At 63.3% G+C, this 23,042-nt stretch carries 26 protein-coding genes and 1 tRNA gene; 14 read left to right on the forward strand and 13 right to left on the reverse strand.

What is annotated here, in order from left to right; all coding sequences use genetic code 11:
• Positions 1-110 precede the first annotated feature (110 nt).
• Together ABEA23_RS01810 and ABEA23_RS01815 are read right to left on the reverse strand one after the other, a co-directional pair.
• The gene (locus ABEA23_RS01810) at positions 111-776 is read right to left on the reverse strand and encodes a response regulator (protein WP_345476393.1); all 666 of its coding nucleotides are present in this window, start codon (positions 774-776) and stop codon (positions 111-113) included.
• Positions 773-2,113 (reverse strand): ATP-binding protein, encoded by a 1,341-nt coding sequence (locus ABEA23_RS01815; RefSeq protein WP_345476394.1) that lies wholly within the window; start codon positions 2,111-2,113, stop codon positions 773-775. Before ABEA23_RS01815 ends, ABEA23_RS01810 begins: the two co-directional genes overlap by 4 nt.
• A 136-nt stretch (positions 2,114-2,249) precedes the next feature.
• Here ABEA23_RS01815 and ABEA23_RS01820 point away from each other — a divergent pair, with 136 nt between their 5' ends.
• Together ABEA23_RS01820 and ABEA23_RS01825 are read left to right on the forward strand one after the other, a co-directional pair.
• Entirely contained in the window at positions 2,250-3,932 is a 1,683-nt protein-coding gene (locus tag ABEA23_RS01820; protein WP_345476395.1) for a PspC domain-containing protein, read from the forward strand.
• Positions 3,925-4,392, forward strand: a complete 468-nt coding sequence (locus tag ABEA23_RS01825; protein WP_345476396.1) for a hypothetical protein — start codon at positions 3,925-3,927, stop codon at positions 4,390-4,392. Before ABEA23_RS01820 ends, ABEA23_RS01825 begins: the two co-directional genes overlap by 8 nt.
• A 67-nt stretch (positions 4,393-4,459) precedes the next feature.
• Here the strand turns inward: ABEA23_RS01825 and rplL are convergent, their stop codons facing one another.
• From rplL to ABEA23_RS01860, 7 genes are all read right to left on the reverse strand, one after another.
• Entirely contained in the window at positions 4,460-4,846 is a 387-nt protein-coding gene (rplL, locus tag ABEA23_RS01830) for a 50S ribosomal protein L7/L12 (RefSeq protein ID WP_044493829.1), read from the reverse strand.
• A gap of 152 nt (positions 4,847-4,998) precedes the next feature.
• A complete protein-coding gene (gene rplJ, locus ABEA23_RS01835; RefSeq protein WP_044493828.1) occupies positions 4,999-5,520 on the reverse strand; it encodes a 50S ribosomal protein L10 in 522 nt (173 codons plus the stop codon).
• Positions 5,521-5,942: 422 nt separating this feature from the next.
• Positions 5,943-6,650 carry a 50S ribosomal protein L1 gene (rplA, locus tag ABEA23_RS01840; protein ID WP_345476397.1) on the reverse strand — a complete coding sequence of 236 codons (708 nt, stop codon included), beginning with the start codon at positions 6,648-6,650 and terminating at the stop codon, positions 5,943-5,945.
• Positions 6,651-6,831: 181 nt separating this feature from the next.
• On the reverse strand, positions 6,832-7,263 hold the full coding sequence (gene rplK / locus ABEA23_RS01845; protein WP_260072567.1) for a 50S ribosomal protein L11: 432 nt from the start codon (positions 7,261-7,263) through the stop codon (positions 6,832-6,834).
• Positions 7,264-7,410: 147 nt separating this feature from the next.
• Positions 7,411-8,115 carry a transcription termination/antitermination protein NusG gene (nusG, locus tag ABEA23_RS01850; RefSeq protein WP_345476398.1) on the reverse strand — a complete coding sequence of 235 codons (705 nt, stop codon included), beginning with the start codon at positions 8,113-8,115 and terminating at the stop codon, positions 7,411-7,413.
• A 51-nt stretch (positions 8,116-8,166) separates the two neighbouring features.
• Positions 8,167-8,424 (reverse strand): preprotein translocase subunit SecE, encoded by a 258-nt coding sequence (gene secE / locus ABEA23_RS01855; protein ID WP_345476399.1) that lies wholly within the window; start codon positions 8,422-8,424, stop codon positions 8,167-8,169.
• Positions 8,425-8,493: 69 nt separating this feature from the next.
• Positions 8,494-8,566: transfer RNA gene (locus ABEA23_RS01860), tRNA-Trp, on the reverse strand.
• Positions 8,567-8,835: 269 nt separating this feature from the next.
• Between ABEA23_RS01860 and aqpZ the strand changes: the two genes are divergently transcribed.
• The 4 genes from aqpZ (at position 8,836) to ABEA23_RS01880 (ending at position 13,244) form a co-directional block, all read left to right on the forward strand.
• The gene (gene aqpZ / locus ABEA23_RS01865; protein ID WP_345476673.1) at positions 8,836-9,582 is read left to right on the forward strand and encodes an aquaporin Z; all 747 of its coding nucleotides are present in this window, start codon (positions 8,836-8,838) and stop codon (positions 9,580-9,582) included.
• A gap of 160 nt (positions 9,583-9,742) precedes the next feature.
• Positions 9,743-10,948 carry a pyridoxal phosphate-dependent aminotransferase gene (locus ABEA23_RS01870; protein ID WP_345476400.1) on the forward strand — a complete coding sequence of 402 codons (1,206 nt, stop codon included), beginning with the start codon at positions 9,743-9,745 and terminating at the stop codon, positions 10,946-10,948.
• A gap of 137 nt (positions 10,949-11,085) precedes the next feature.
• Positions 11,086-12,117 carry a 6-phosphofructokinase gene (locus ABEA23_RS01875; protein ID WP_044493816.1) on the forward strand — a complete coding sequence of 344 codons (1,032 nt, stop codon included), beginning with the start codon at positions 11,086-11,088 and terminating at the stop codon, positions 12,115-12,117.
• 308 nt (positions 12,118-12,425) lie between these two features.
• Complete coding sequence (locus ABEA23_RS01880) at positions 12,426-13,244, forward strand: GNAT family N-acetyltransferase (RefSeq protein ID WP_345476401.1); 819 nt, start codon at positions 12,426-12,428, stop codon at positions 13,242-13,244.
• A 47-nt stretch (positions 13,245-13,291) separates the two neighbouring features.
• Here the strand turns inward: ABEA23_RS01880 and ygfZ are convergent, their stop codons facing one another.
• From ygfZ to ABEA23_RS01895, 3 genes are read right to left on the reverse strand one after another with little or no spacing between them, the layout of a single operon-like run.
• A complete protein-coding gene (gene ygfZ / locus ABEA23_RS01885) occupies positions 13,292-14,527 on the reverse strand; it encodes a CAF17-like 4Fe-4S cluster assembly/insertion protein YgfZ (protein WP_345476402.1) in 1,236 nt (411 codons plus the stop codon).
• 7 nt (positions 14,528-14,534) lie between these two features.
• Entirely contained in the window at positions 14,535-14,657 is a 123-nt protein-coding gene (locus ABEA23_RS01890; protein ID WP_267878916.1) for a hypothetical protein, read from the reverse strand.
• A 17-nt stretch (positions 14,658-14,674) separates the two neighbouring features.
• Positions 14,675-15,514 (reverse strand): hypothetical protein, encoded by an 840-nt coding sequence (locus ABEA23_RS01895; RefSeq protein ID WP_345476403.1) that lies wholly within the window; start codon positions 15,512-15,514, stop codon positions 14,675-14,677.
• Positions 15,515-15,697: 183 nt separating this feature from the next.
• Here ABEA23_RS01895 and ABEA23_RS01900 point away from each other — a divergent pair, with 183 nt between their 5' ends.
• The 8 genes from ABEA23_RS01900 (at position 15,698) to asd (ending at position 22,127) form a co-directional block, all read left to right on the forward strand.
• A complete protein-coding gene (locus ABEA23_RS01900; RefSeq protein ID WP_345476404.1) occupies positions 15,698-16,393 on the forward strand; it encodes a response regulator transcription factor in 696 nt (231 codons plus the stop codon).
• Between the two features lie 42 nt (positions 16,394-16,435).
• Positions 16,436-17,473 (forward strand): mycothiol synthase, encoded by a 1,038-nt coding sequence (gene mshD, locus ABEA23_RS01905; protein WP_345476405.1) that lies wholly within the window; start codon positions 16,436-16,438, stop codon positions 17,471-17,473.
• Positions 17,474-17,545: 72 nt separating this feature from the next.
• Positions 17,546-18,538 (forward strand): NUDIX hydrolase, encoded by a 993-nt coding sequence (locus ABEA23_RS01910; protein ID WP_345476406.1) that lies wholly within the window; start codon positions 17,546-17,548, stop codon positions 18,536-18,538.
• A 207-nt stretch (positions 18,539-18,745) separates the two neighbouring features.
• Positions 18,746-19,123, forward strand: coding sequence for a GNAT family N-acetyltransferase (locus ABEA23_RS01915; protein ID WP_260072556.1), 378 nt, complete (start codon positions 18,746-18,748; stop codon positions 19,121-19,123).
• Positions 19,120-19,938, forward strand: coding sequence for a thymidylate synthase (locus ABEA23_RS01920; RefSeq protein ID WP_345476674.1), 819 nt, complete (start codon positions 19,120-19,122; stop codon positions 19,936-19,938). The genes ABEA23_RS01915 and ABEA23_RS01920 overlap by 4 nt, the downstream gene beginning before the upstream one ends.
• Positions 19,935-20,477, forward strand: a complete 543-nt coding sequence (locus ABEA23_RS01925; RefSeq protein WP_345476407.1) for a dihydrofolate reductase — start codon at positions 19,935-19,937, stop codon at positions 20,475-20,477. Before ABEA23_RS01920 ends, ABEA23_RS01925 begins: the two co-directional genes overlap by 4 nt.
• Positions 20,478-20,525: 48 nt before the next feature.
• Positions 20,526-20,795, forward strand: coding sequence for an NF038396 family protein (locus ABEA23_RS01930; protein ID WP_345476408.1), 270 nt, complete (start codon positions 20,526-20,528; stop codon positions 20,793-20,795).
• Between the two features lie 129 nt (positions 20,796-20,924).
• Entirely contained in the window at positions 20,925-22,127 is a 1,203-nt protein-coding gene (gene asd / locus ABEA23_RS01935; RefSeq protein WP_345476409.1) for an aspartate-semialdehyde dehydrogenase, read from the forward strand.
• A 19-nt stretch (positions 22,128-22,146) separates the two neighbouring features.
• Here asd and ABEA23_RS01940 read toward each other — a convergent pair whose 3' ends face one another.
• A complete protein-coding gene (locus tag ABEA23_RS01940; protein WP_345476410.1) occupies positions 22,147-23,034 on the reverse strand; it encodes a polysaccharide deacetylase family protein in 888 nt (295 codons plus the stop codon).
• Positions 23,035-23,042 lie beyond the last annotated feature (8 nt).

Raw genomic sequence — 23,042 nt, forward strand, 5'->3', positions numbered from 1 at the left:
GAATTTTACCCGGGCTTCGGTGTTTTACCGCCCCGTATACGGGCAGGTATTTCTCCGAAGGTCGGGTAAAACGATCACACGAAGGCCAGCGCAGGCCGGCTCAACAAGGCTCAGACGATGCGACGCTGTTCGGCCCAGCGGGTCAGCTCATGTCGGCTGGACAGCTGCAGTTTGCGGAGCACCTTGGAGACGTGGGTTTCCACGGTCTTAATGGAGATGAACAGGTCTGAGGCAATCTCCCGGTAGGTGTAACCCCGGGCGATCAGCCGCATGACTTCCACCTCACGTGCTGAGAGTCTGTCCAGCTCTTCATCGCGGACGTCCTCCACCACACCGGAGGTGCCAAAGGCATCCAGCACAAAACCCGCCAGTCGAGGCGAGAACACCGCATCCCCGGAGGCCACGGATTCCACTGCCTCCACGAGCTCTGCGGCACTGATGGTCTTGGTGACGTAGCCTCTGGCGCCAGCTCGGATCACCGAGACGACGTCTTCGGCCTGGTCAGAAACGCTGATGGCCAGGAACTTCACTTCCTCCAGAAGGTCCCGACACAGCTTGACCACTTCAGCCCCGCCCCCGCCGGTGCCACCGGGTAAATGCACGTCAAGAAGCACCACATCAGGAACCTGCTGGCGGATCACCGCGGCAGCAGATTCGACGTCGGGAGCCTCGGCCACCACATCAACACAACCGGCAAGCTCAGCGCGCAGCCCGGCGCGAAAAATAGCGTGATCATCAACAATCACGACACGACGAACAGGTGCGGGGGTGCTCATGCGGTGCTCTCCTGGGTGCTGGGGGAATCTACGGGGATGCACAGTTCCACTTCTGTGCCGCGAGCACCGGAGCGGATCCGTGCGTGCCCGCCTGCTCGCTTCATCCGGCCGATAATCGACTCCCGGACGCCAAGCCGATCCTCTCCAATGGACTCGACATCAAAACCTGAACCCCTGTCACGAACAAAGACCGCATCCTCTCGCGCATTGGACTCGATATACACCGAGGCCGGGCCGGCGTGCTTGATGGCATTGAGGATGGCTTCCCGGGCTGCGGCCACAAGAGCGGAATGATCACTGCGCTGGGAATCGCCCACAGCGACCACCTCCACCGGCACCGAATGCACCTCTTCAAGCTCAGCGGCAACAGCCAACAGCTGATCTTTCAACGTCCCTGGGTCGGCCGCATTCTGCCGGTACAGCCATGCGCGCAGCTGCCTCTCCTGGCTGCGGGCAAGACGTTCGACGGCGGCCGGATCCGCTTTCTGCTTCTGAATCATGGCCAGTGTCTGCAGCACTGAGTCATGCAGATGTGCCGCGATATCTGCGCGCTCTGCCTCAGCCGCAGCACGGGCTCGCTCGAGATTGGAGGTGCGATAGAGCCGAATCAGCCAGGGCGCGACCACCAAGGCCAGGCCGGCCAGCAGCATAGCGGCCAGCACCAGTCCCAGGATCAGATTTCCCCCGGACACCATGCCCGCCGCGATGACCACTACCGCTATCAGCACCAGAAATGCGCCTGCGACCACCTGCCACAGCGCACCGGCGCGCGTGCTCTCACCTCGTGCCGCCTGCCCGGATGTGCTGCGATCAAGCTGCGACCATGCCAGCAGCACGCCGATCAGCAGCACCGCAGGAGGCACAATCATGCGGAAGTCGATCTCAACCCCGACCATCTGCAGCATCAGCAGCACACCCGCACCCAGCAGCAGCCCGCCAAGCAGCACCTCAGGGGAACTGGTCAAGGAATCCAGCAGTTGCTTGGCACGAACCTGCCGATCCTGACTCTCCCAGGCGGCGTCGTCGCTATTCGCTGCAGTATGGGAGGAACTGGCAGCCTCTGCACCCTGCACCGCAGGACCACTAAGACCCCGGGCAGCCGCCTCGGGGACCGGTTCCTGATCGCTTGGTACAAATATCCAGAGCCAGCAGTAGAGCAACAGCCCCACACCGCCGGCCAGGGTTAGCAGGATCATCACCACACGCACCACGGGGACCGAAAGTCCAAGATGCCGGGAAAGCCCAAGACACACACCGGCCACCGGCGTGCCGACAGCACGGCGCAGCGGCGGGCGCACCAGGGCGGGACGCGGCGATGCTGCAGTCTCGGGGTTCATAGGGCCATCCTGCCACGGGCACCCCTATCAAACTCTCGTTGGAGGCAAGATTCCGGGCCACAAGCTCCGCAGATCAGGGGTGAATCAGGGGGAACCCGCATAGCGGACAATGCATCTCCAGCGGCAAGCTTGAAGCATGGACAACGCATACTCCTCCGCCCCGCACGGCGAACCCGGTCCGGGTCGACCCGAAGCCGGGCATCAGCTCTTCAACTGGATCCGCTCCACAGGCATCAGCCGACCCGAAGGCGGTTGGGCCGGGGGTGTGTTCGCTGCGGCAGCCCAGCGCTTAGGCTGGGACGCCGCCCTGGTGCGCGGCCTCGGCGTCGTCGCCTTCATCCTCTTCTTCTCCCCCACTGCACTGATCTACGGTCTCGCGTGGTTGTTCCTGCCGGATACCCACGGTCGGATCCACGCACAGCAGGCGCTTCGCGGGGAGTACCCGAGCGGGCTGTGGGGCGCGGCCGGTCTCACCCTGATCGGTGCGGTCAATGTCTTCACTCCGGTGAGCATTGCTGGCCCCTTCGCAGTGCTGCTGAACCTGATGATCCTGGGCGTAGTGGCTTGGGTGGTGTATCTGATCTTCCGCAACTGGCGGCACAGCGACGCCCCCTCCCCCTATGACGCTCCAGACGCAGGCCGCGGGCACACCGGGACCGGCTCCCGCCCTTTTTCTCCCGCTGAGTCGTCAGCAGGCTCGTCCGCGGACGACGACGGCTCAGCGCGCAACGCACAGCGGCCCGACGGCAAACCCGCCTGGTATCCCAAGGAGACGGCTGGCGCCGCTGCCAGCTCGGCGGCCGAGCACGGTGATCCAACCTCTTCAGCGACGGGGCCTGCAGCAGGTGGCTACGCCGGAGCCGCTGCAGGAACGCGCAGCAAACCCGCAGGGTACAGCGCACCGGTCACCCCCGCGGAAGCGCCGGAGCCCGCTGAGGACCCTCGCGAGCGCGAGGCACGGCGGCGTCGTCGTCTGGTGACCCTGGGCATCCTGCTGCTGGCCCTTCCGTTGCTGGCAGCTGCTGCCTGGTTCGGAGCGGGTATCGGTCTTTCCAGCCCCACTGCAGTGCTGGTGGCACTGGCCGGACTGGTGGCTTTGCTGGGGCTGGCCAATATTGTCTCCGGGCTGCGAGGCCGGAAGGGCCGCACCGGACTGTTGATGATTTTCACGGTGCTGATGATGGTGCTCTTCTCCGGATACAGCACCGGCATCGATGGCCGCGGCGCCAACTACGTCTTCGGCGACTACTACAGCGACAGCCAGTCAGTGAATACAGCGTTCTCCAACACCACTGTGGATCTGCGGCAGCTGCGCGAGCAGATGGCTCAGGAGGCCGGTGAGGATCCTCAGGATCCGGACTGGGGATACAGCACCTCAGTGGAGATCAACTCGGCCTTCGCCAACACCACAGTCATCGTTCCGGATAATACGCATGTGGTGACCAAGAACGCTCATGCTCTCAGCAATATGGAGATCCGGGCCGGGGACTTTTGGCACAACGTGGCCGGCTTCGGAACCCCTGACGTGGACTTCGGCAATGAAGGACCCACCGTGCCGACGGACACCATCGAACTCAACTTGAACTCGGCATTCGGCAACCTCACCATCTACGACGCCAGCACCTATGACCAGGAGGTCCTGGGCAACTGGGACGAGAGCGACTGGACCGAGGAGGACCAAGAGGCCTGGCAGCTCGAGGAGTACCACGACACCGGATTCATGGACCCTGAGTACCGGTCCTGGCTGCGCGAACTGGAGTTGGACGACAATTATGAGAACTACCTGCAGTGGCAGGAAGAGGTGACCGATGATGAATAACAGAACGAACGACGACGCCACACGCCCGCTGGGCACCAGGCATCAGCCCACCGCGTCTATGCCCAGCCCGAGCGAACCCAAGGACGTCGATGCGCTGCTTGCCGAGTCCCTGAAGGCTCAGTCAGAGATGGACTTCACCTGGAAGGAGCCAGAGCGGAAGCCCCGCTGGTGGCAGCGTGCAGAAATGCAGCAGCACAGCAGCGTGTACTCCAGCGGGCCAACGACCCCAGTTGGACCGTCGTCGGTATATCCGCGTACTACCGACAGGGAGAAGCCCGGGATCCGCACCGGGACGATGGTATTCGGGGTCATCTGCCTGTTGCTGGCGATGTGGGTCATCGCCTCGGTGGTCTTCTCGGTCAGTGTTGACCCCATCACCGTGGCACTGGTGATCTGTACCTTGGCAGGCCTGACGCTTGTGGCAGCAGGTCTGAAACCCAAGCCTGGGCAGCGCATTTAGAACGCACAGCACACAAAAGGACCCCCGGAGAAAATCTCCGGGGGTCCTTTTGTTTATGCGAAGAGTGTCACTTCAGGGTGACGGTGGCGCCGGCGCCCTCCAGGGCCTCCTTGGCCTTCTCAGCGGCATCCTTGTCCACGCCCTCGAGCACGGCCTTCGGTGCGCCGTCGACCAGCTCCTTGGCCTCCTTCAGACCGAGGGAGGTCAGGCCGCGCACCTCCTTGATGACGCCGATCTTCTTGTCACCAGCGGCCTCGAGGATGACGTCGAACTCGGTCTGCTCTTCAGCAGCAGCGGCCTCGCCGCCAGCAGCCGGGGCTGCACCTGCAACAGCAACCGGAGCGGCTGCGGTCACGTCGAAGGTCTCCTCGAACAGCTTCACGAACTCAGAGAGCTCGATCAGCGACATCTCCTTGAACTGCTCGATCAGTTCTTCGTTGCTCATCTTCGCCATGGGTGGCGCTCCTTCTTATATCTGTTGTGCCGGGCCAGTCTGGACCCTGTGTGGCACACGCGGATCTTGGTTAGTCTCGGACTGCGTACAGTCGAAGGTGACGGGACCCACCACTACGCCGGTGAGTTGATCCGTCGGGTCTCGGCAGAGACTCAGGCAGCTTCTTCCTGCTTGACGCGCAGGGCTTCCGCAGTGCGCACGATCTTGGAGATCGGAGCCTGGAAAGTAGCAGCAGCCTTGGACTGTGCGCCGATGAAGGCACCAGCCAGCTTGCCGAGCAGAACCTCACGGGATTCAAGATCCGCGAGCTTCTTCACACCAGCCTCGTCCAGAGCCTGGCCATCCATGTAGCCGCCCTTGACGATGAGCTGGGGGTTGTCCTTGGCAAAGTCACGCAGGGCCTTAGCCACATCCACAGCATCGCCGTGGACGAACGCAATCGCAGAGGGGCCAGACATCTTGCCATCAAAGGCGTCGATGCCGAGCTCCTTGGCTGCGATCTCGGTCAGCGTGTTCTTCACCACGGCGTAGTTCGCGTTCTCTCGCACGGACCGGCGCAGGTTCTGCAGCTGGGCCACGGAGAGGCCGCGGTATTCCGTGAGCACGGCAGCAGTCGAGTTGCTGAACAGTTCCTTCAGCTCCTCGACGGCGGCAGCCTTCTCAGGATTCGCCATGGCACTCCTTCCGAATTCACAGGCCGGTCAGTCTCGGTGCGCGGAGTTCCTTCTGCCTTCAGGCAAGAAAAAAGCCCCGATGCGCAGACGCACGGGGCTCACAGATAGTTCCTTCTTCCAGAGATCATCTGTTCGAAGGATCTTCAGCGGCTTTCGTTGCACCTGCGCAGGTCGCCCCAGAGGGTCTTTACAGTTGTGTCGCACCCCAGGAACTCATCCTGGTGACCGTGGAACTCAGAGCCAACTGATTTCCACACGACAACAACGACCGGCGGTCTTTGGTCAGTGAATAACTATACACACCTGAGGCACCCAAGACCAATCCTGAGCTCCGGTGCCGTTGCGAACAGGAAGAGCCCCGCTCCTCCTGAGGGGAACGAGGCTCTTCCTGAAATCAGAGTCGTGGTGAGACTCTTACGGCTTTACTCGCCGGCGACTACCTTGGTCACATTCGGGTCAACCGGAATACCCGGGCCGAAGGTGGTGGATACGGTGGCCTTCTGGATGTAGCGACCCTTGGAAGCCGAGGGCTTCAGGCGCAGGATCTCTTCCAGAGCAGCGGCGTAGTTCTCGGCCAGCTGCTTCTCCTCGAAGCTGGTCTTGCCGATGATGAAGTGAAGGTTGGAGTGCTTGTCGACGCGGAAGTCGATCTTGCCGCCCTTGATGTCAGTGACGGCCTTGGCCACGTCGGGGGTCACGGTGCCGGTCTTGGGGTTCGGCATCAGGTTACGGGGACCCAGGATCTTACCGAGGCGACCAACCTTACCCATCATGTCCGGGGAAGCCACGGCGGCGTCGAAGTCAGTCCAGCCCTCTGCGACCTTGGCGATCAGCTCATCGCCGCCGACAAAGTCAGCGCCGGCGGCCTCAGCCTTGGCCACGTTGTCACCCTGGGTGAAGACCACCACGCGGGCAGTCTTACCGGTGCCGTGGGGCAGGTTGACGGTGCCGCGCACCATCTGGTCTGCCTTGCGGGGATCCACGGAGAGGCGGAATGCCACCTCTACAGTGGCGTCGGACTTCGACGGGTTGGTCTCCTTGGCCAGGGCGACTGCCTCGACCGGGGTGTACAGGCTGTCCTGACCGATCTTCTCGGCGGCTGCCCTATATGCTTTGCTGCGCTGTGCCATCTGCGTTTTCTCCTTAGCAGTTGTGGTACGCGGACCGCGCTCGGCCCTTCCCACTGACCCCTTGGCAGGGATCAAACGTTATTTGTCATATGCGGCTGATGTCACCCACCACGCCTTCGGCGCTTACTGGACTTCATCGCCTGAAGATCACGAGCTAGCTCGCCTCTTCTGCAGGCTTAAATCAGCCTTCGACGGTGATGCCCATGGAACGGGCGGTACCGGCGATGATCTTGGAGGCTGCGGCGATGTCATTCGCGTTGAGGTCCTCCATCTTGGTCTGAGCGATCTCCTCGACCTGAGCCTGGGTGAGCTTGCCGACCTTGTCGGTATGCGGCACACCGGAGCCCTTGGGCACACCAGCGGCCTTCTTGATCAGCTCAGCAGCCGGCGGGGTCTTGGTGACGAAGGTGAAGGAGCGGTCTTCGTAGACCGTGATCTCCACAGGCACCACATTGCCGCGCTGGGACTCAGTCGCGGCGTTGTAGGCCTTGCAGAACTCCATGATGTTCACGCCGTGCTGACCGAGGGCAGGGCCGATAGGCGGTGCCGGGTTAGCGGCACCAGCCTGGATCTGCAGCTTGATCAGGCCGGCGACTTTCTTCTTCGGGGCCATGTTTCTTGCGTCCTTTTCTTCACGATTTCCTGAGGCCTCAGGAGCGAGGGCATCAGGGGTGACCATCTGTGGCGCAGATGATCGAATCGTCGCCAGACTCCAAAGCAAGAGTCCGACGACGAAAGCTTAAGTTATGGCGTTAAGACCTCAGTAGATCTTTTCGACCTGGTTGAAGTTCAGCGTCACCGGGGTCTCGCGCTCGAAGATCGAGACGAGCACCACCAGCTGGCGGGAGTCGGCGTGGATCTCAGAGATCGACGCCGGCAGGGTGGCGAAGGGACCGTCGGTGACGGTCACGGACTCACCAATCTCGAAGTCCACCTTGATCTCCTGGGCCGGAGCCGGTGCCGAAGCCTCGTCGCCGTCGGCCACGTCCACCTTCTTCTGAGCATCAGGCTTGCCCAGGCGGTGCTCGGCCAGCATCTCGAAGACCTCGTCGGTGCTCAGCGGCTGCGGGTCGTGAGCGTTGCCCACGAAGCCGGTGACACCGGGGGTGTGGCGGACAACGCCCCAGGACTCATCGGTCAGCTCCATGCGCACCAGCACGTAGCCGGGGATGCGCACGCGAGTCACGACCTTGCGCTGGGTGTTCTTGATTTCGACGACCTCTTCCATGGGGACGTCGATCTCGTAGATGTAGTCCTCCATGTCCTGGGTCTGGATACGGGTCTCCAGGTTGGACTTCACGCGCTTTTCATAGCCCGCGTAGGTGTGCACCACATACCAGTCGCCGAGGTCGCGGCGCAGCTTGGACTTCAGCTCAGCTACGCGCTCCTCGTAGGTCTTCTCCTCCTCAGCAGGGGTCTCGACAGCCTCGACTGTCTCGTCCTGCGTCAGTTCCTGATCAGACACGTTTCTCCTTGGTATGTATGCGTTGGTACGTGGCCGGCGTCGTCGTCCGGCTCAGATTCCGCCACCGAAGACGATGTCTGCGGCACGGCTGAAGACCCAGTCCAGACCAGTGACGATCAGGATCACGATGATCACGAAGACCAGGACCACTAGGGTGTAGTTCACCAGCTCGGAGCGGGTCGGGACGATGACCTTGCGCAGCTCATCAATGACCTGCTTGAGGAACAGCCACACCTTGCCAAACGGTCCCCGGGGGCCGTCGCCGCTGCCGGCAGGGCCCTGGACATCAGTCACGGGCGTCTGTGACACGAGGACTCCATCTTCTGGTAGGGACGATGAGTTGGTGTGTCTCGCCGGATCCTCTCGGCTGGAGAGACGCAGGGCAGACAGGACTCGAACCTGCAACCTACGGTTTTGGAGACCGTTGCGCTACCAATTGCGCCACTGCCCTACGAGCGCACCTTGTGGGGCACGCTCAGTAGAGGTGTCCGGAGACACCGGTGTTCCAGTCTACGCGTCAGTGTGGAGTCATGCCAAACCTGCCCTCATGGGGTAGGCCTTCTGATGGTCCGTGGACACCGGGAGATTGCTGGCCCGCAGGGGCAGACATGGGGGCTCAACCGTGGTTACGATGCCCCTGAAGTTGCACCAGAACTCTCTTGAGGGCCATGGGCATGACGGGCCCTCTAGCGCGCTGAAGGAGATGCTGTGTCCTCATCGATGACCTCACGACTGCTGGCCGAGCTGATCGGCACGTTCATTCTGGTGCTCGGCGGATGCGGTACGGCGATTTTCGCGGCCTCCGCCTGGGTCTCCGAAGACTTCAACGCCGGGGTCGGTTTCCTGGGTGTCGCATTGGCCTTCGGCCTCTCGGTGTTGGTCTCTGCCTATGCCTTCGGCCATATCTCCGGTGGACATTTCAACCCGGCGGTCACTCTCGGGGCGCTGCTGGCCGGGCGTGTGGAGCCACGAGCGGTACTGCCGTACTGTGCGGCCCAGATCCTCGGCGGCTCGCTGGCCGCCCTCGTCATTTACGCCCTGGTCACCCAGCAGGCCGGTGGCTACAGCATCAGCGAATCCGGATTCGCGCTCAACGGCTATGGCGAGCTCTCGCCCTTCGGTTACTCGATGGGCGCTGTCCTACTGGCCGAGTTTGTCCTGACATTCCTGTTCCTGCTGGTCATTCTGGGATCTACTGACAGCAGGGCACCGGTTGGGTTCGCACCTATTGCCATCGGCCTGGCCCTGACACTTATCCACCTGGTGTCCATCCCCATCTCCAATACCTCAGTCAACCCCGCCCGGTCTCTGGCAGTGGCGTGGTTCTCCCCCGAGGCGCTGGGGCAGGTGTGGGTGTTCCTGCTGGCACCATTAGCAGGTGCGGCCCTTGCCGGCGTGCTCTACCCAATGATCTTCCCGAATACCGAGGAGGTCATCCTTGAGCGCGAGGACGACCCGGCCCAGTAACCGGTGCCGCTTCACCTTTGAGCGCGCCCGGGCGTCCGGTGTGTAAGACGCCCGGAGGTACCCCGGGGCACTCTCCCGCCTGACCGGTAGGGTTGGGGCAGCAGATCACTGCGGCAAGATCACTGCAAGGCATAGTGTTTTAGGGCCAGAAAGGACCTCCATGACCTCCCCCGCCTCCCGAGTTTCCGCCCGCATCGGCTCGATCGCCGAGTCCGCCACTATGAAGGTGGATGCCAAGGCCAAGGCACTGAAAGCGGCAGGCGAGGACGTCATCGGTTTTGGCGCCGGGGAGCCGGACTTCCCGACCCCGCAGCATGTGGTGGAGGCTGCCGTCGAGGCAGCCAAGGATCCGAAGAACCACAAGTACACCCCCGCCGCCGGGCTGCCGGCACTTCGGCAGGCTCTGGCAGAGAAAACCACTCGGGACTCCGGCTTCCAGGCCGAGGCCTCTCAAGTACTGGTCACCAACGGCGGGAAACAGGCTGTCTACGCGTCCTTGGCGACGCTGGTGGATCCCGGCGATGAGGTCATCCTGCCCGCGCCCTACTGGACCACCTACCCGGAGGCCATCAAGCTCGCCGGAGGCACTCCGGTGGAGGTTTTCGCCGGTCCTGAACAGGGCTTCAAGGTCACCGTGGAGCAGCTGGAAGCGGCCCGGACTGAGCGCAGCAAAGTGCTGATGTTCGTCTCGCCGTCGAACCCCACCGGTGCGGTCTACTCCCCGGAGGAGACTTACGCGATCGGTCGTTGGGCGGCACAGAACGGCCTCTGGGTCATCACCGATGAGATCTACGAAAAGCTGACCTACGACGGCGTGCCCTTCACGTCGATCGCTTCCCTTCCGGAGCTGGCGGACCAGGTGGTGATCCTCTCCGGTGTTGCCAAGACTTACGCGATGACCGGCTGGCGCGTGGGATGGATGGTGGGTCCGGCGGACATCATCAAAGCTGCCACCACCTTGCAGACCCACCTCACCTCCAATGTGGCCAATGTGTCCCAGCTGGCCGCCCTGGCCGCGGTCACAGGACCCACCGAGCCGGTGGAGCAGATGCGTGAGGCCTTCGACCGCCGCCGCAAGCTCATGGTCGAGGCGCTCAACAGCGTGGCCGGCTTCGAATGCCCGGTTCCCGAAGGGGCCTTCTACGCGTATGTGGATGTGCGCCAGGCCCTGGATAAGGACTATGACGGGGTGACCCCCACAACGTCGGCGGAGCTGGCTGAGCTGATCCTGGAGAAGGCGAAGGTCGCCGTCGTACCTGGTGAGGCCTTCGGTCCCAGCGGATACCTGCGGCTGTCCTACGCCCTGGGGGACGAGGACCTGGTGACTGGCATCGAGCGCATCCGGGCACTGCTGGGCAGCAAATAAGCAGTTATCCCTGCTGGGGTGTGAGTCCGCTCCTGGCGGTCGCCACAGCCACGGCGGGTGCATAGACTAAGAGATTGAACATGCCCTGCCGATGACGTCAGGCTCGTGAATGCGAGATTGAAGGGAATGAGCTGTATATGCGCATCGGACTGCTGACTTCCGGCGGTGACTGCCCTGGCCTGAACGCGGTGATCCGCTCGGCCGTGCTGCACGGGGTGAAGAGCTTCGGCGATGAATTCGTAGGATTCAAAGCCGGTTGGCGCGGCATCATCGAAGCCGACTACACCGAGCTGACCCGCCACGATGTGCGCGGTATCGCACGCGAAGGCGGCACTATTCTGGGCACCTCCCGCACCCACCCGTATAACCACCCCAAGGGCGGGCCGGAGAACATTGCCAAGCAGCTGAAACGTCACGACGTCGACGCCGTGATCGCCATCGGCGGCGAAGGCACTCTGGCCGGAGCCAAGCGGCTGGCCGATGACGGCATCCCGGTGGTGGGTGTTCCCAAGACCATCGACAATGACCTCAAAGCCACCGACTACACCTTCGGCTTCGATACCGCGATTTCTATCGCCACCGACGCCATGGACCGGCTGCGCACCACCGGTGAATCCCACCACCGCGCGATGGTCGCCGAAGTCATGGGGCGTCACGTGGGCTGGATCGCGCTGCACTCGGGCATGGCTGCCGGTGCGCATGCGATTCTCATCCCGGAGCAGCGCGTCGATATCGACCAGGTCTGCGAGTGGGTGGAGCAGGTGCATTCGCGTGGGCGGTCCCCACTGGTCGTCATCGCCGAGGGCTTCATCCCCGAAGGCGCTGAAGAGGCCCTGGCAGGTAAGGGGCAGGAAGCCGACGGCCGCCCCCGCCTGGGCGGGATCGGTGAGTGGATCACCGCGCAGATCGAAGAGCGCACCGGGATCGAGACCCGGAACACCACGCTGGGGCATATCCAGCGCGGCGGCAACCCCACCGGTTATGACCGTGTGCTGGCCACCCGCTTTGGCATTAAGGCCCTGGATCTGGTCCACGAGGGCGCTTGGGGCCATATGGCCGCGCTGCGTGGCACTGAGATCATCAAGGTGGACCTTGCTGAGGCACTGGACGGTCTCAAGACTGTTCCTGCTGAACGCTATGAAGAGGCCAAGATTCTCTTCGGCCGCTGATTCGCCTCCCGCGGTCACGGGTGCAGCCGTTATAAGCGGCTTCAAGCAACGTCAATCAACTACAACTGGTGTCCTGCCTCGGCGCGGGGCACCAGTCTCGTTTTACCATCCGTTTTTCGCATTACCATCCCGGATACGGCATGGTAATGCGAATTTGGGATGGTAAAACGGGAACCGCACCGTGCTGGGTCACAAAGGGTGGGGCCCAGCGGTAGGACACAGCAGTTGGGGCACAACGGTACCGCTCAGGGGTAAGGCCTAGCGGAAAGGCACAGGGCCGACGCCGCGCAAAGCGGTAGCGTATAACGATGCACCTTACCGAGCAGACCCAGAGCATCATCCAGCTGGTCTGGTCCCGGATGCTGAAGCTACCGGATGATCGGATCGAGTCCGCCCCTGCCGGTTCACGCATCGAGGCCGGTGAAGATGGCGCCGGTGCCCTCATGCTGGTACGACTCTTTGACCGAACCGTCCTTTACGGGCCGCCGGAACTGCTGGCGCGCGCACACGGTCTCCCGGATGCGCAGCTGGTGCAGGAGAGCACCCTATTGGATGTGGCCCGCCAACATGATGTCTCGGCCCGTTCGCTGGGCCAGGCAGAGCTACTCTACGGCGATCAAGCCTCCTATACCGGCCTCGCGCCGCTGCATCCGGAGGGCACGGTGGTCTCGCATGAGTCTGAGCACCTCGATGCTCTCCTGACCCACTCCCCCGCCGATGATGTGGCCCTCTCTGGGCTTCGTAAAGCTGAATGGGCAGCCACCCTCGTCACTGAGCAGCCCGGGCAGCCTGTCGTACACCGGGGCACGTCTGCCGAGGCGGAGGGACAGAGCGGGAACGACGCCGCGGCCGCTGGCTTCTCGGGGCATCTGCCACTGGCTGGGGCCGGCTGGGAGGTGTGGCATCACATGCTCGGGCATGTAGGCGTCCTCACGCATCCGCAGCACCGCATGCGCGGATACGCCGCCAGCATTGCGTCGGTTGCAGTGCAGGAAGCACTGGACGAGGGGTTGATCCCGCAGTGGCGGGCTGCACTGAGCTCCCCGGGATCAGCGAGGCTGGCGCGATCGCTGAGCTTTGTTCCGGCCGGCTCCCAGACCACCGTGGTGTTGTCTCCGGAGCAGTAGCAGCCCCAATACCCCGGCGTCGGGGCGGACCTTCAGCTCTGGAGCGGCTAACGGGGGCGGCGGACGAAGTTGCCCTGCGGGCGGCCAACCGCCTGGCCTGCATCAGGGCGCACGATGACTTCCTGGGCAGCCGCGTAGAACACGGTCTGCTGCTGCGTTTCGGCCCCGGTATCGGCAACCGGCTCTGCGTCAGCAACCGGCCCAGGACCATCAGCCGGCTCTGCATCACCAGCTGAAGTGAGAACATCGCGGACCACCAGCTGCTGTGCGGGGTCCACCTTGCGTTTGACCAGGGCCAGAGCGATGGGGCCGGCTTCATGGTGACGTGCCGCTGAGGTCACCACACCCACCGGGCGCTCGCCGGCGAGTGCAGCAGTGTCTGTCGCGTCAGTTGGTGCCAGCACCTGCGCACCGGGAGTGGGCAGTGTGTGCTCGGTGCCATCCAGGTGCAGGAAGACCAACCGGCGGGGCGGGTGCCCCAGGTTATGCACCCGTGCGACAGTCTCCTGGCCCTTATAACACCCCTTGCTCAAATGCACAGCGGTGCGGATCAGGTCCAGTTCGTGGGGGATGGCCTTGTCATCTACTTCGCGGGCCAGCCGGGGGCGCCACGCGGCAATGCGGAGTGCCTCGGCCGCCTGCGAGCCGGCCAGCTGCCATCCCTGCTCCTCCAGTGTGGCCACAGCGGCTTCAAGATTCTCACGCGGGATGACGTTCAGGTGCCAGTGCCAGTCAAGCCCCGGGTGGGCGTCGTCGTCCACTTCTGCATAGGAGGCGGCACCGGGTGCAAGTCGGGGCCAGGGATCCTCCCAGTGGGAGACCATAACCGAGACACCCTCAGGCAGCGGGCGGGTGGAACCGATCACCGCATATTCAGCGCTGCGGTCAGTGATCTCCACGCGCAGCATGAACTTCATGGAGTCCAACCACGAGGCCAGAAGCGGCCCGTGTGAGGATTCGGTGATGAGCCAGGTGGTCTCGCCGTCGTCGGTGACGGCAGGGGCCTGCTCAATACGTCCGGAGATATCAAGCAGCAGCAGTTCGCTGGATTCACCAGGCTGAAGGCCGGTGAGCTGCTGGGATGAAAGCGTAGTCAGCCAGGAGAGACGGTCCTCACCGGTGATGGTGACTACCGAATAGTGGGAGAGGTCGACGGCGCCCTTGCCGGCGTCCAGTGCGCGCTGTTCCTTCACCGGGTTGCCGTAATGTGCGGCAACACCAGCATCGGGCGCGCCGCCCTCCACAGCGCCCGGGCGCTTCAGCAGTGGTGACGTGTATGTCACGGAAGGATCAGCGCTGACCCTTGTAGAGGCGGGAGAGCACCACATAGGAGATGTAGGCGATGAGGATGGTCACCAGCACCAGCAGGCCAATGAAGAAAATCTCCAGCGCGAGAATCTGTGCTTCAGTCATGGGACCATCCTAACCGTTCACGCGAAGAGCAGGCGTTCAGTGAAGTAGACGAAGGCTCCCATAGCCGCAATGGGTGCCGCCCCCACCGCCATGGCCGAGAGTCGCCCGGCAGGTGGGCCCTGTAACACCAGGAAACGCCGGAAGCAGGCCAGTAGTGCCCCGGCGGCCAAACCGAGCACACCGGCGAAGAGCAGAGTCAGCTCCCCCCAGAAGAGGGCGGTGCCCAGCGCTGCGGCGAAGGCACTCAGTACGGTCAGCGGAAGCACCACCGCATCACGCACCGGCAGGCACGCCACTAAGGCACCGGCCAGCAGTGCGAAGGAGGCCAATGCCACCACTGAGAGCTCACCGCCGGGACCGGTCACGCCCAGTACGCTGCCGTTTTCGTAGGGAAGCAGTCCGCGTACACGCAGCAGCCCCAGACCGCCGTCGCCTGCACCGGCCATACCGGCCGGATAGCGCAGGCCTGCCACCCATCCTGCAGCCGTCGTGGTCACCAGAACTCCAGCGCAGGCACCGAGGGTGGACTCCAGCCGGTGCGGACGCCCGGTGCCGCGCAGCACTTGGATGATGAAGACCACCATCACCCCGAAGGCCAGGGCCACGGAGGACCAGAAGAAGAGGCTCTCCACCCGCTCGACGATGGCCGCCCCGACTGCGGCAACCACACCTGCGCAGAGGATGACGGCAGAGAGCGAACGGCGGGCTGTCACCCCCATCAGCTGAGGCCAGCCCAGAGCAACCATCAGGCAGATCATCCCCACCACGGCAGTCAGCGGCCACACCCCCAACCAGGAGGACACCGCGAGCGCGGCAGAGGCGAGCAGGGCAGCAGCGGCCACGGGCAGATACTTCACGCAACCCATCCTGCCAGAGCCGGAGATCTGGTCACGGCTATACTCATCACCGGATCACTCAAACATCATTTCGCATTGCGGAATATTGGTACTGAGCGAGCCGCTCACCTGGACTGGTGCACCCGGAAAGGGCTGCGGCAGAGTGAACCACTGAACGCGCACACCGCAGAGGGAGGACTACCGATGGCTCAGGTGCTTCTGCTCTCTGACGCCCCGGAAGCCGCGCTGCCCTCGCTTGAGCTGCTCAACCATCGTGTTCGCTCGTTCCCAGCGGAGGCCTCCAGCATTGTGCGGGCACCCAATGTGGACATCACCCTGATCGACGCGCGCACCAATCTGGCCCATGCGCGCTCACTGTGCCAGCTGGTGAAATCATCCATGCTCTCACCCGTCATAGTGGTGGTCAGTGAGTCCGGACTGGCGACCCTCAATGAAACCTGGCAGGCCGACGACTTCATCCTCACCGGCGCAAGCCCCGGCGAAGTCGACGCCCGGCTGCGCATGGCAGCGGTGGAGGCCGAGGACGAGGTACCAAATGGGGAGATCCGCGCAGGCGCCATCGTCATTGATGAGACCACCTATATGGCCACCATCCATGGCAAGCTGCTGAACCTCACCTATAAGGAATTCGAGCTGCTCAAGCATCTCGCACTGCACCCGGGGCAGGTCTTCACCCGCGACCGGCTGCTCCATGATGTCTGGGGCTATGACTACTTCGGCGGTACTCGCACCGTGGACGTGCATATCCGTCGACTGCGCGCAAAACTGGGGCCCGAGCACGAGTCGCTCATCGGCACCGTACGCAATGTCGGCTACCGGCTGCTCATCGAAGGCAGCGGCCACGAAGACAACGACCGCGACGACATCGACGCAGCCTGAACTGCCCTGCAAGCGCTCAGCGGGCGGGTCTACAGTGGGGCTATGAGTCAGCACGCAACTCTCCGTCTGGACCTCATCGCCGGACCCCTCAGCGCCGAACCACTCAGCACCGAGCAGCTGGACGCCGTCACCGCCCTGGCCGCCGATGCCCAGCAGGCCGACAGCGCCCCGCCCTTCTCCGAGCAGACCCTGGTAGCACTGCGCCGGCCAGGCTCTGTGGCCCTCGCTGCTGCCTGGCAGCCCCCCGGGACAGTGACCGAATCTTCCACCGCAGAAGGCACTAGAACCCCAGGCGGCGGAGCCGAACATCTGGTCGGGGCCGGCGTCGTCGTCCTCGGTGACAACACCCCGGGCGAAGAAACCCCCGATGTACTGGAATTGGCGGTGCACCCCGATCACCGCGGCCAGCAGATCGCCATCCAGCTGGCTCAGCTGCTGGAAAGCTCCCTGAGCAGCTCCACGGATCGCGCTGCCGGTGCTCGAGCCTGGGCCCACGGTGAGCATCCAGCGGCCCCCCGACTGGCACAGCGCTTCGGCTGGTCCCCGGTGCGTGAGCTGTGGCGGATGCGCCTGGAAAACAGCGTAGACGCACCGCAGCTAACCCTCCCGGACGGGGTCAGGCTCCGCAGCTTCGTCGCAGGAGAAGACGACGCCGCCTGGCTGGCCGTCAACGCCGCAGCTTTTGCTGACCACCCGGAACAGGGTCAGCTGACCCAGCAGGACCTGCAAGCGCGCATCGACTCCGATTGGTTCAACCCGGAAGGGTTCCTGCTGGCTGAAGAAGACGGGGAACTGCTGGGCTTTCACTGGACCAAAATCGCCCCGAACCAGCCCGGTGAGGTGCTCGGTGAAGTCTATGTAGTGGGCGTGGCACCGCAGGCTCAGGGCCGCGGGCTTGGCGCCTCACTGACGGCCGCAGGGATCAACTATCTGCGCGGACAGAACGTGGACGCCATCATCCTCTACGTGGATGCCTCCAACACTGCTGCTGCCCAGCTGTACAAGAAACTCGGGTTCACCGTCTGGGACGTGGACACCCAGTACGCCCCCGGGGCGGAGGCATCCGCAGAGATCAGCTGAGCGACGTCGTCGTCCTGCTTCACGAGCGGGGCTGTGGTCAGCGACGCGGGCTACGGCTGGTATCTTTCACACGTGACCTCCCTGCAGAGCATGACCGCTGTGCCGCGCCGACGTACCTCCACTGTGGCTGATGAAGGCACCACCGCCGACATCCTCGCCGCAGGCGCCCTCTGCTGGCGGCTCCACAAAGGCCAACTGCAGGTGCTGGTCATCCACCGCCCCCGCTATGACGACTGGTCCTTCCCCAAAGGGAAGCTCGACGAGGGCGAAACTCTCCCCGAATGCGCCGTCCGTGAAGTCAGCGAAGAAGTCGGCGCCAAAGTACGGCTCGGCATGCCGCTGCCGGTGACTCACTACACCGTCAACGGCAAACCCAAAGAGGTGTGGTACTGGGCGGCAGAAATCGCCCAGGGCAAGCCACAGCCAGACGGGGACGAAACCGATGAAGTGCGCTGGGTCAGCCCCGCGGAGGCCCGGGAAATGCTCAGCAGCGAAGGCGACATCATCCCCCTGGAAGAGCTTCAGCGGCTCCATGAAAGCAATAGCCTGCGCACAGTGCCGTTCATCGTGCTCCGCCACGCAAAAGCTAAACCGCGCTCCACCTGGTCACGCTCAGAATCTGAGCGCCCACTAGCGGCCACCGGCAAGCGTCAGGCCAAATCAGTGGAAAAGCTGCTGACCGCCTGGCGGCCTCGCCTGCTGCATTGCAGCCCGTGGAAGCGCTGCGCCGAGACCATAGCCCCCTACGTAAAACTCCACCGGCATAAGATCCGCTACCGCCGCTCCCTCACCGAGAAACGGGCGCGCCAGCAGCCGGCGAAAACCACCGGGCGAGTGAAGAAGTCGCTTGAACTGATCCAGCCCTCGCTGATCTGCACCCACCGGCCGGTACTGCCGATCGTGCTCAACGAGCTCTCCCGCTGGATCAAGCAGGACGAGGTCAGCGTGGCGCTGCCGCACGAGGATCCCTACCTGGCACCAGGGGCTATCGTCGTCGGACAACAGGCGGTAGATCGCGGCGGGGAAGTCGTGTCCCTGGAGATTTACGAACCGTTCGAGGACTGAGTTAGTTCCGCGGGCGGGGAAACCCCGCTGTCCCGTAAGTGAGTGGTCAGTTTGTCCGTAATAACCGGCCAAATACGCCCGCTTTAATGGACGAAATGACCACTCACTGTGGTTGCCGTGGCCCCTCCCCAGCTCCCAGCCGCGGGAAGCCCTCTCCGCGCACGTTTGGCTAGTGACATCCGTCACGGCACTGGCTACTCTGGGGAAATGGTGAGACATCCCCTGGCCAAACGCCGCAACACCACCGCCTCCGGCCCCGAGCAGAAGAATGTGCACCCAGCGGCCGAACTCGTCATCGACGAGGACCGTTGCCGGGCCGAGCTGTGGGACACCATCGACGGTGAACGCACGTTCATCGGCTTCATCGGTTACGCCCTCGAGGACCGCGGCGGCATCCCGGTGACCCGGCTGATGCACACCATCATCAATGAGCGCTTCGGCCGTCAAGGCTACGCCCGCTGCCTGGTGACCCTGCTGCTGGACAGGCTCATCGCTGAGGACCGGCGGTTCACCTCAGAATGCAGTTACATTGACCACTACTTGAAGCGCTACCCCGAATATCGCAAGAACCAGGCGGTAAGCTGAGCCGCGTGAGCTCAGCGATCCCCACGCCCTATGAAGACCTGCTGGCCGATGTGCTGGCCCATGGAACCAAGAAGTCAGACCGCACCGGCACCGGGACCACCAGCGTCTTCGGACGCCAGATCCGGTTCGATCTCGCAGATTCCTTCCCGCTCATCACCACCAAACGGGTGCACTTCAAATCCGTAGCCCTGGAGCTGCTGTGGTTCCTCCGCGGGGACTCAAATGTCCGTTGGCTGCAGGAGCGCGGAGTCCGCATCTGGAACGAATGGGCCGACGAGAACGGCGATCTCGGGCCGGTCTACGGCGTGCAGTGGCGCTCCTGGCCCACCCCCACTGGGGAGAGCATCGACCAGATCAGCACACTAGTGGAACAGCTGAAAGCTAATCCCGACTCACGACGCCACCTGGTCACCGCGTGGAACCCGTCCCAGATCGAAGAGATGGCGCTGCCGCCCTGCCACATCCTCTTCCAGTTCTACGTGGCTGATGGCAAACTCTCCTGCCAGCTCTACCAGCGCAGCGCCGATATGTTCCTAGGCGTGCCCTTCAACATCGCCAGCTACTCACTGCTGACGCTCATGGTGGCACAGCAGACCGGTCTGGAACCCGGCGAGTTCATCTGGACCGGCGGCGATTGCCACATCTATGACAACCACATCGAGCAGGTTCGCGAGCAACTCTCTCGGGAAGCCCGCCCCTACCCGCAGCTGCACATCACCCGGCAGCCACAGTCCCTGCTGGACTACCAGTACGAGGACTTCGAAGTGCTTAACTATGACCCGCATCCCACTATCAAAGCTGTCGTCGCAGTATGAGCGCAGCGGTAGGTGTGATCTGGGCACAAACCCCAGACCGCGTCATCGGACGTCACGGAACTATGCCGTGGCACGTCCCTGAAGACATGGCGTACTTCAAGACGGTGACCGCCGGTTGCCCGGTCATTATGGGCCGCAAGACCTGGGAATCGTTGCCTGAGCGGTTCCGCCCGCTGCCGGGGCGCAGCAACATTGTGGTCACCAGAGACACCTCCCGCGCCGCCGAACTGGCTCAGCAAGGTGCGCTGACCACCTCCAGCCTGGAGGATGCTGTGGCGCTCGGGCAGGAACAGGCCGGAGAGTCCAGCGCCGTGTGGATCATGGGCGGTGGTGCCATCTACGCCGAAGCAGTGGAGAAAGGCATCGCCCATCTGGCCTCGGTCACTGTGCTGGACTTAGACATCGAGGGCGACACATTCGCCCCGGAGCTGGATCCCGCCGCTTGGGAGCTGGCCGGCTCCGCGCAGGGGTTGGGCAAGTGGGACACGTCGGAATCCGGGGTGCGCTACCGCTTCGAAACCTACGCTCGACGTCGCTAACTCCCCTCCCCCTCCGGGACGGCGCGGTTGAACATTTAGACTGTCGGCATGACGGAGAAGCCCGAGCTCACGCCCCAGCCCGCCCAGTCAGGTTTCACCAACGCAGTCCTGATGGGCTTTATGGCCTATCTGCTCTTTCCGCTGATGGCGCTGATAACCGTGATCTTCGCCCTCATGCTGATCTCAGATGACCTGTCGGGCGCCGGTATCGCCTTGATCATTGTCAGCCAGGTCTGGGTGGGCGCTGGCATTTGGGGCCATTTCCACCGCAAAAAACTCCTCCGGCAGTCTGCTCAGGAGATGGACAACGACTCCTAGCTTTCCACGACTCCACGCTCTTGGTGGCGGTCCCGCAGCCCCGTCGTGTCTGAGCGCAGCGGCTTCTCCAGCAGCTTCCCAGCGATGTTATGGGAATACTGGCGAGCTGGGTTCGTTACGCTGTCCACTATGACTTCTGTGCTTCCTGATACCTCTGCTCAGCTCACCGGTGCCGGCCAGGCCCCGGCGGTGGGACTCATCGGATGGCGCGGCATGGTCGGCTCCGTGCTGATCCAGCGCATGCTTGATGAGGGCGACTTCGCCCATATCAACCCGGTGTTCTTCTCCACCTCCAATGCCGGCGGCACCGCCCCTGAATACCCCGGGGTGGACCCTGAGCAGAAGACTCTGCAGGATGCCTACGACGTCGATACGCTGGCTAAACTGCCGATCATCGTCACCGCCCAAGGCGGGGATTACACCAAGGCCGTCTATCCGAAGCTGCGCGAAGCCGGCTGGGACGGACTGTGGATCGATGCCGCCTCCACCCTGCGTATGGCAGACAGCTCGATCATTGTGCTGGATCCCATCAACCGCGATGTCATCGACGCCGGCCTGGCCGCTGGGGTCAAGGAGTTCATCGGTGGCAACTGCACCGTCTCCTGCATGCTGATGGGCCTCGGCGGCCTGTTCAAGCAGGATCTGGTGGAGTGGGGCACGGCGATGACCTACCAGGCGGCCTCCGGCGGCGGTGCCAAGCATATGCGCGAGTTGCTGACCCAGTTCGGTGGTCTTCGCGACGTCGTCGCCGAGGAGCTCAATGATCCCGCAGCGGCGATCCTGGACATCGACCGTAAAGTCCTCGCCGCCCAGCGCGAAGGCCTGGACGCCTCGCAGTTCGGAGTCCCGCTGGCTGGGTCGCTGATCCCGTGGATCGACGCCGATCTGGGCAACGGCGTGGCCAAGGAGGAATGGAAGGCCGGGGTGGAGACCAATAAGATCCTCGGACGCGGGCAGGACCTGGCCCCCGGAGTGCAGTCCGCCGGCCAGAAAATCCCCTTTGACTCACTGTGTGTGCGCATCGGGGCCCTGCGCTCCCACTCCCAGGCGCTGACTCTGAAGCTGCGCGAGGACATCCCGGTGGCCGAGATCGAACAGATTGTGGCCGCCGGCACTGAGTGGGCCAAGGTTGTGCCCAATGAGAAGCAGCCGACCATGGACCAGCTGACTCCGGTGGCCGCGACCGGCGGCCTGGAGATCCCGGTGGGCCGTATCCGGAAGCTGGAGATGGGACCGGAGTACATCTCCGCGTTTACCGTGGGTGATCAGCTGCTCTGGGGCGCGGCGGAGCCGCTTCGACGCATGCTGATGATCGCCATCGGCAAGCTCTGACGAGCCCCCGCGGGCCGACTCACTTGCGGCGCGGTGAGCGCTGCAGGAAGTCATCTGCGATCTGGTCGAAGGTCGCCCACTTGATGCCCTCATGCTTGTTGATGTGCTCGATGAGCCGTTCCAGCATGAGCAGCACCTGTGGGCGCCCTGAGACGTCCGGGTGGATGGTGATGGTGAAGACCGCGTAGTCAGACTCCCGGTAGACCCAGTCGAACTGGTCCCGCCACAGCTCTTCTATATGGCGGGGATTGACGAAGCCATGGCTGTTGGGGCTGGACTTGATGAATAGCATCGGCGGCAGATCATCCAGGTACCAGGAGGCCGGAACCTCCACCAGATCAGTCTCCGTGCCGCGGATCAGCGGCTTCATCCAGCTGCTGGCCGGCTTGTCATAGTCGATCTTGGACTCTTCCCAGCTGTCCCCCACGCGGACGTAATAGGGCTCAAAGTCACGGTGCATCAATGAGTGGTCATACTTGATGCCCTGTTCGAGCAGCAGCTCATTGGTGATTGTGGAGAACTCCCACCAGGGCGCGACGTAGCCGGTGGGTCGCCGCCCGGAGCGCTGTTCAATGAGATCGATACAGTACGTCAGGATCTCAGTCTCCTGCTCGCGCGTCATCGCGATGGGGTTCTCGTGGCTGTAGCCGTGCACTCCGATCTCGTGCCCGGCGGCGACTACCTCATCGAACTGATCAGGGAATGTCTCAATGGAGTGTCCTGGCCAGAACCAGGTGCTGGGCAGGTCATATTTGGCCAGTAGACGGTTCAGACGCGGGACTCCCACCTCCCCGGCGAAGATGCCTCGTGAGATGTCATTGGGAGAGTCCTCACCTCCGTAGGATCCCAGCCACCCGCCGACCGCGTCGACGTCGATTCCGAAAGCGACGAATATTTCCTTAGCCATAGTGCTCC

This window comes from Nesterenkonia rhizosphaerae, assembly GCF_039544555.1.
Lineage (GTDB): Bacteria > Actinomycetota > Actinomycetes > Actinomycetales > Micrococcaceae > Nesterenkonia > Nesterenkonia rhizosphaerae.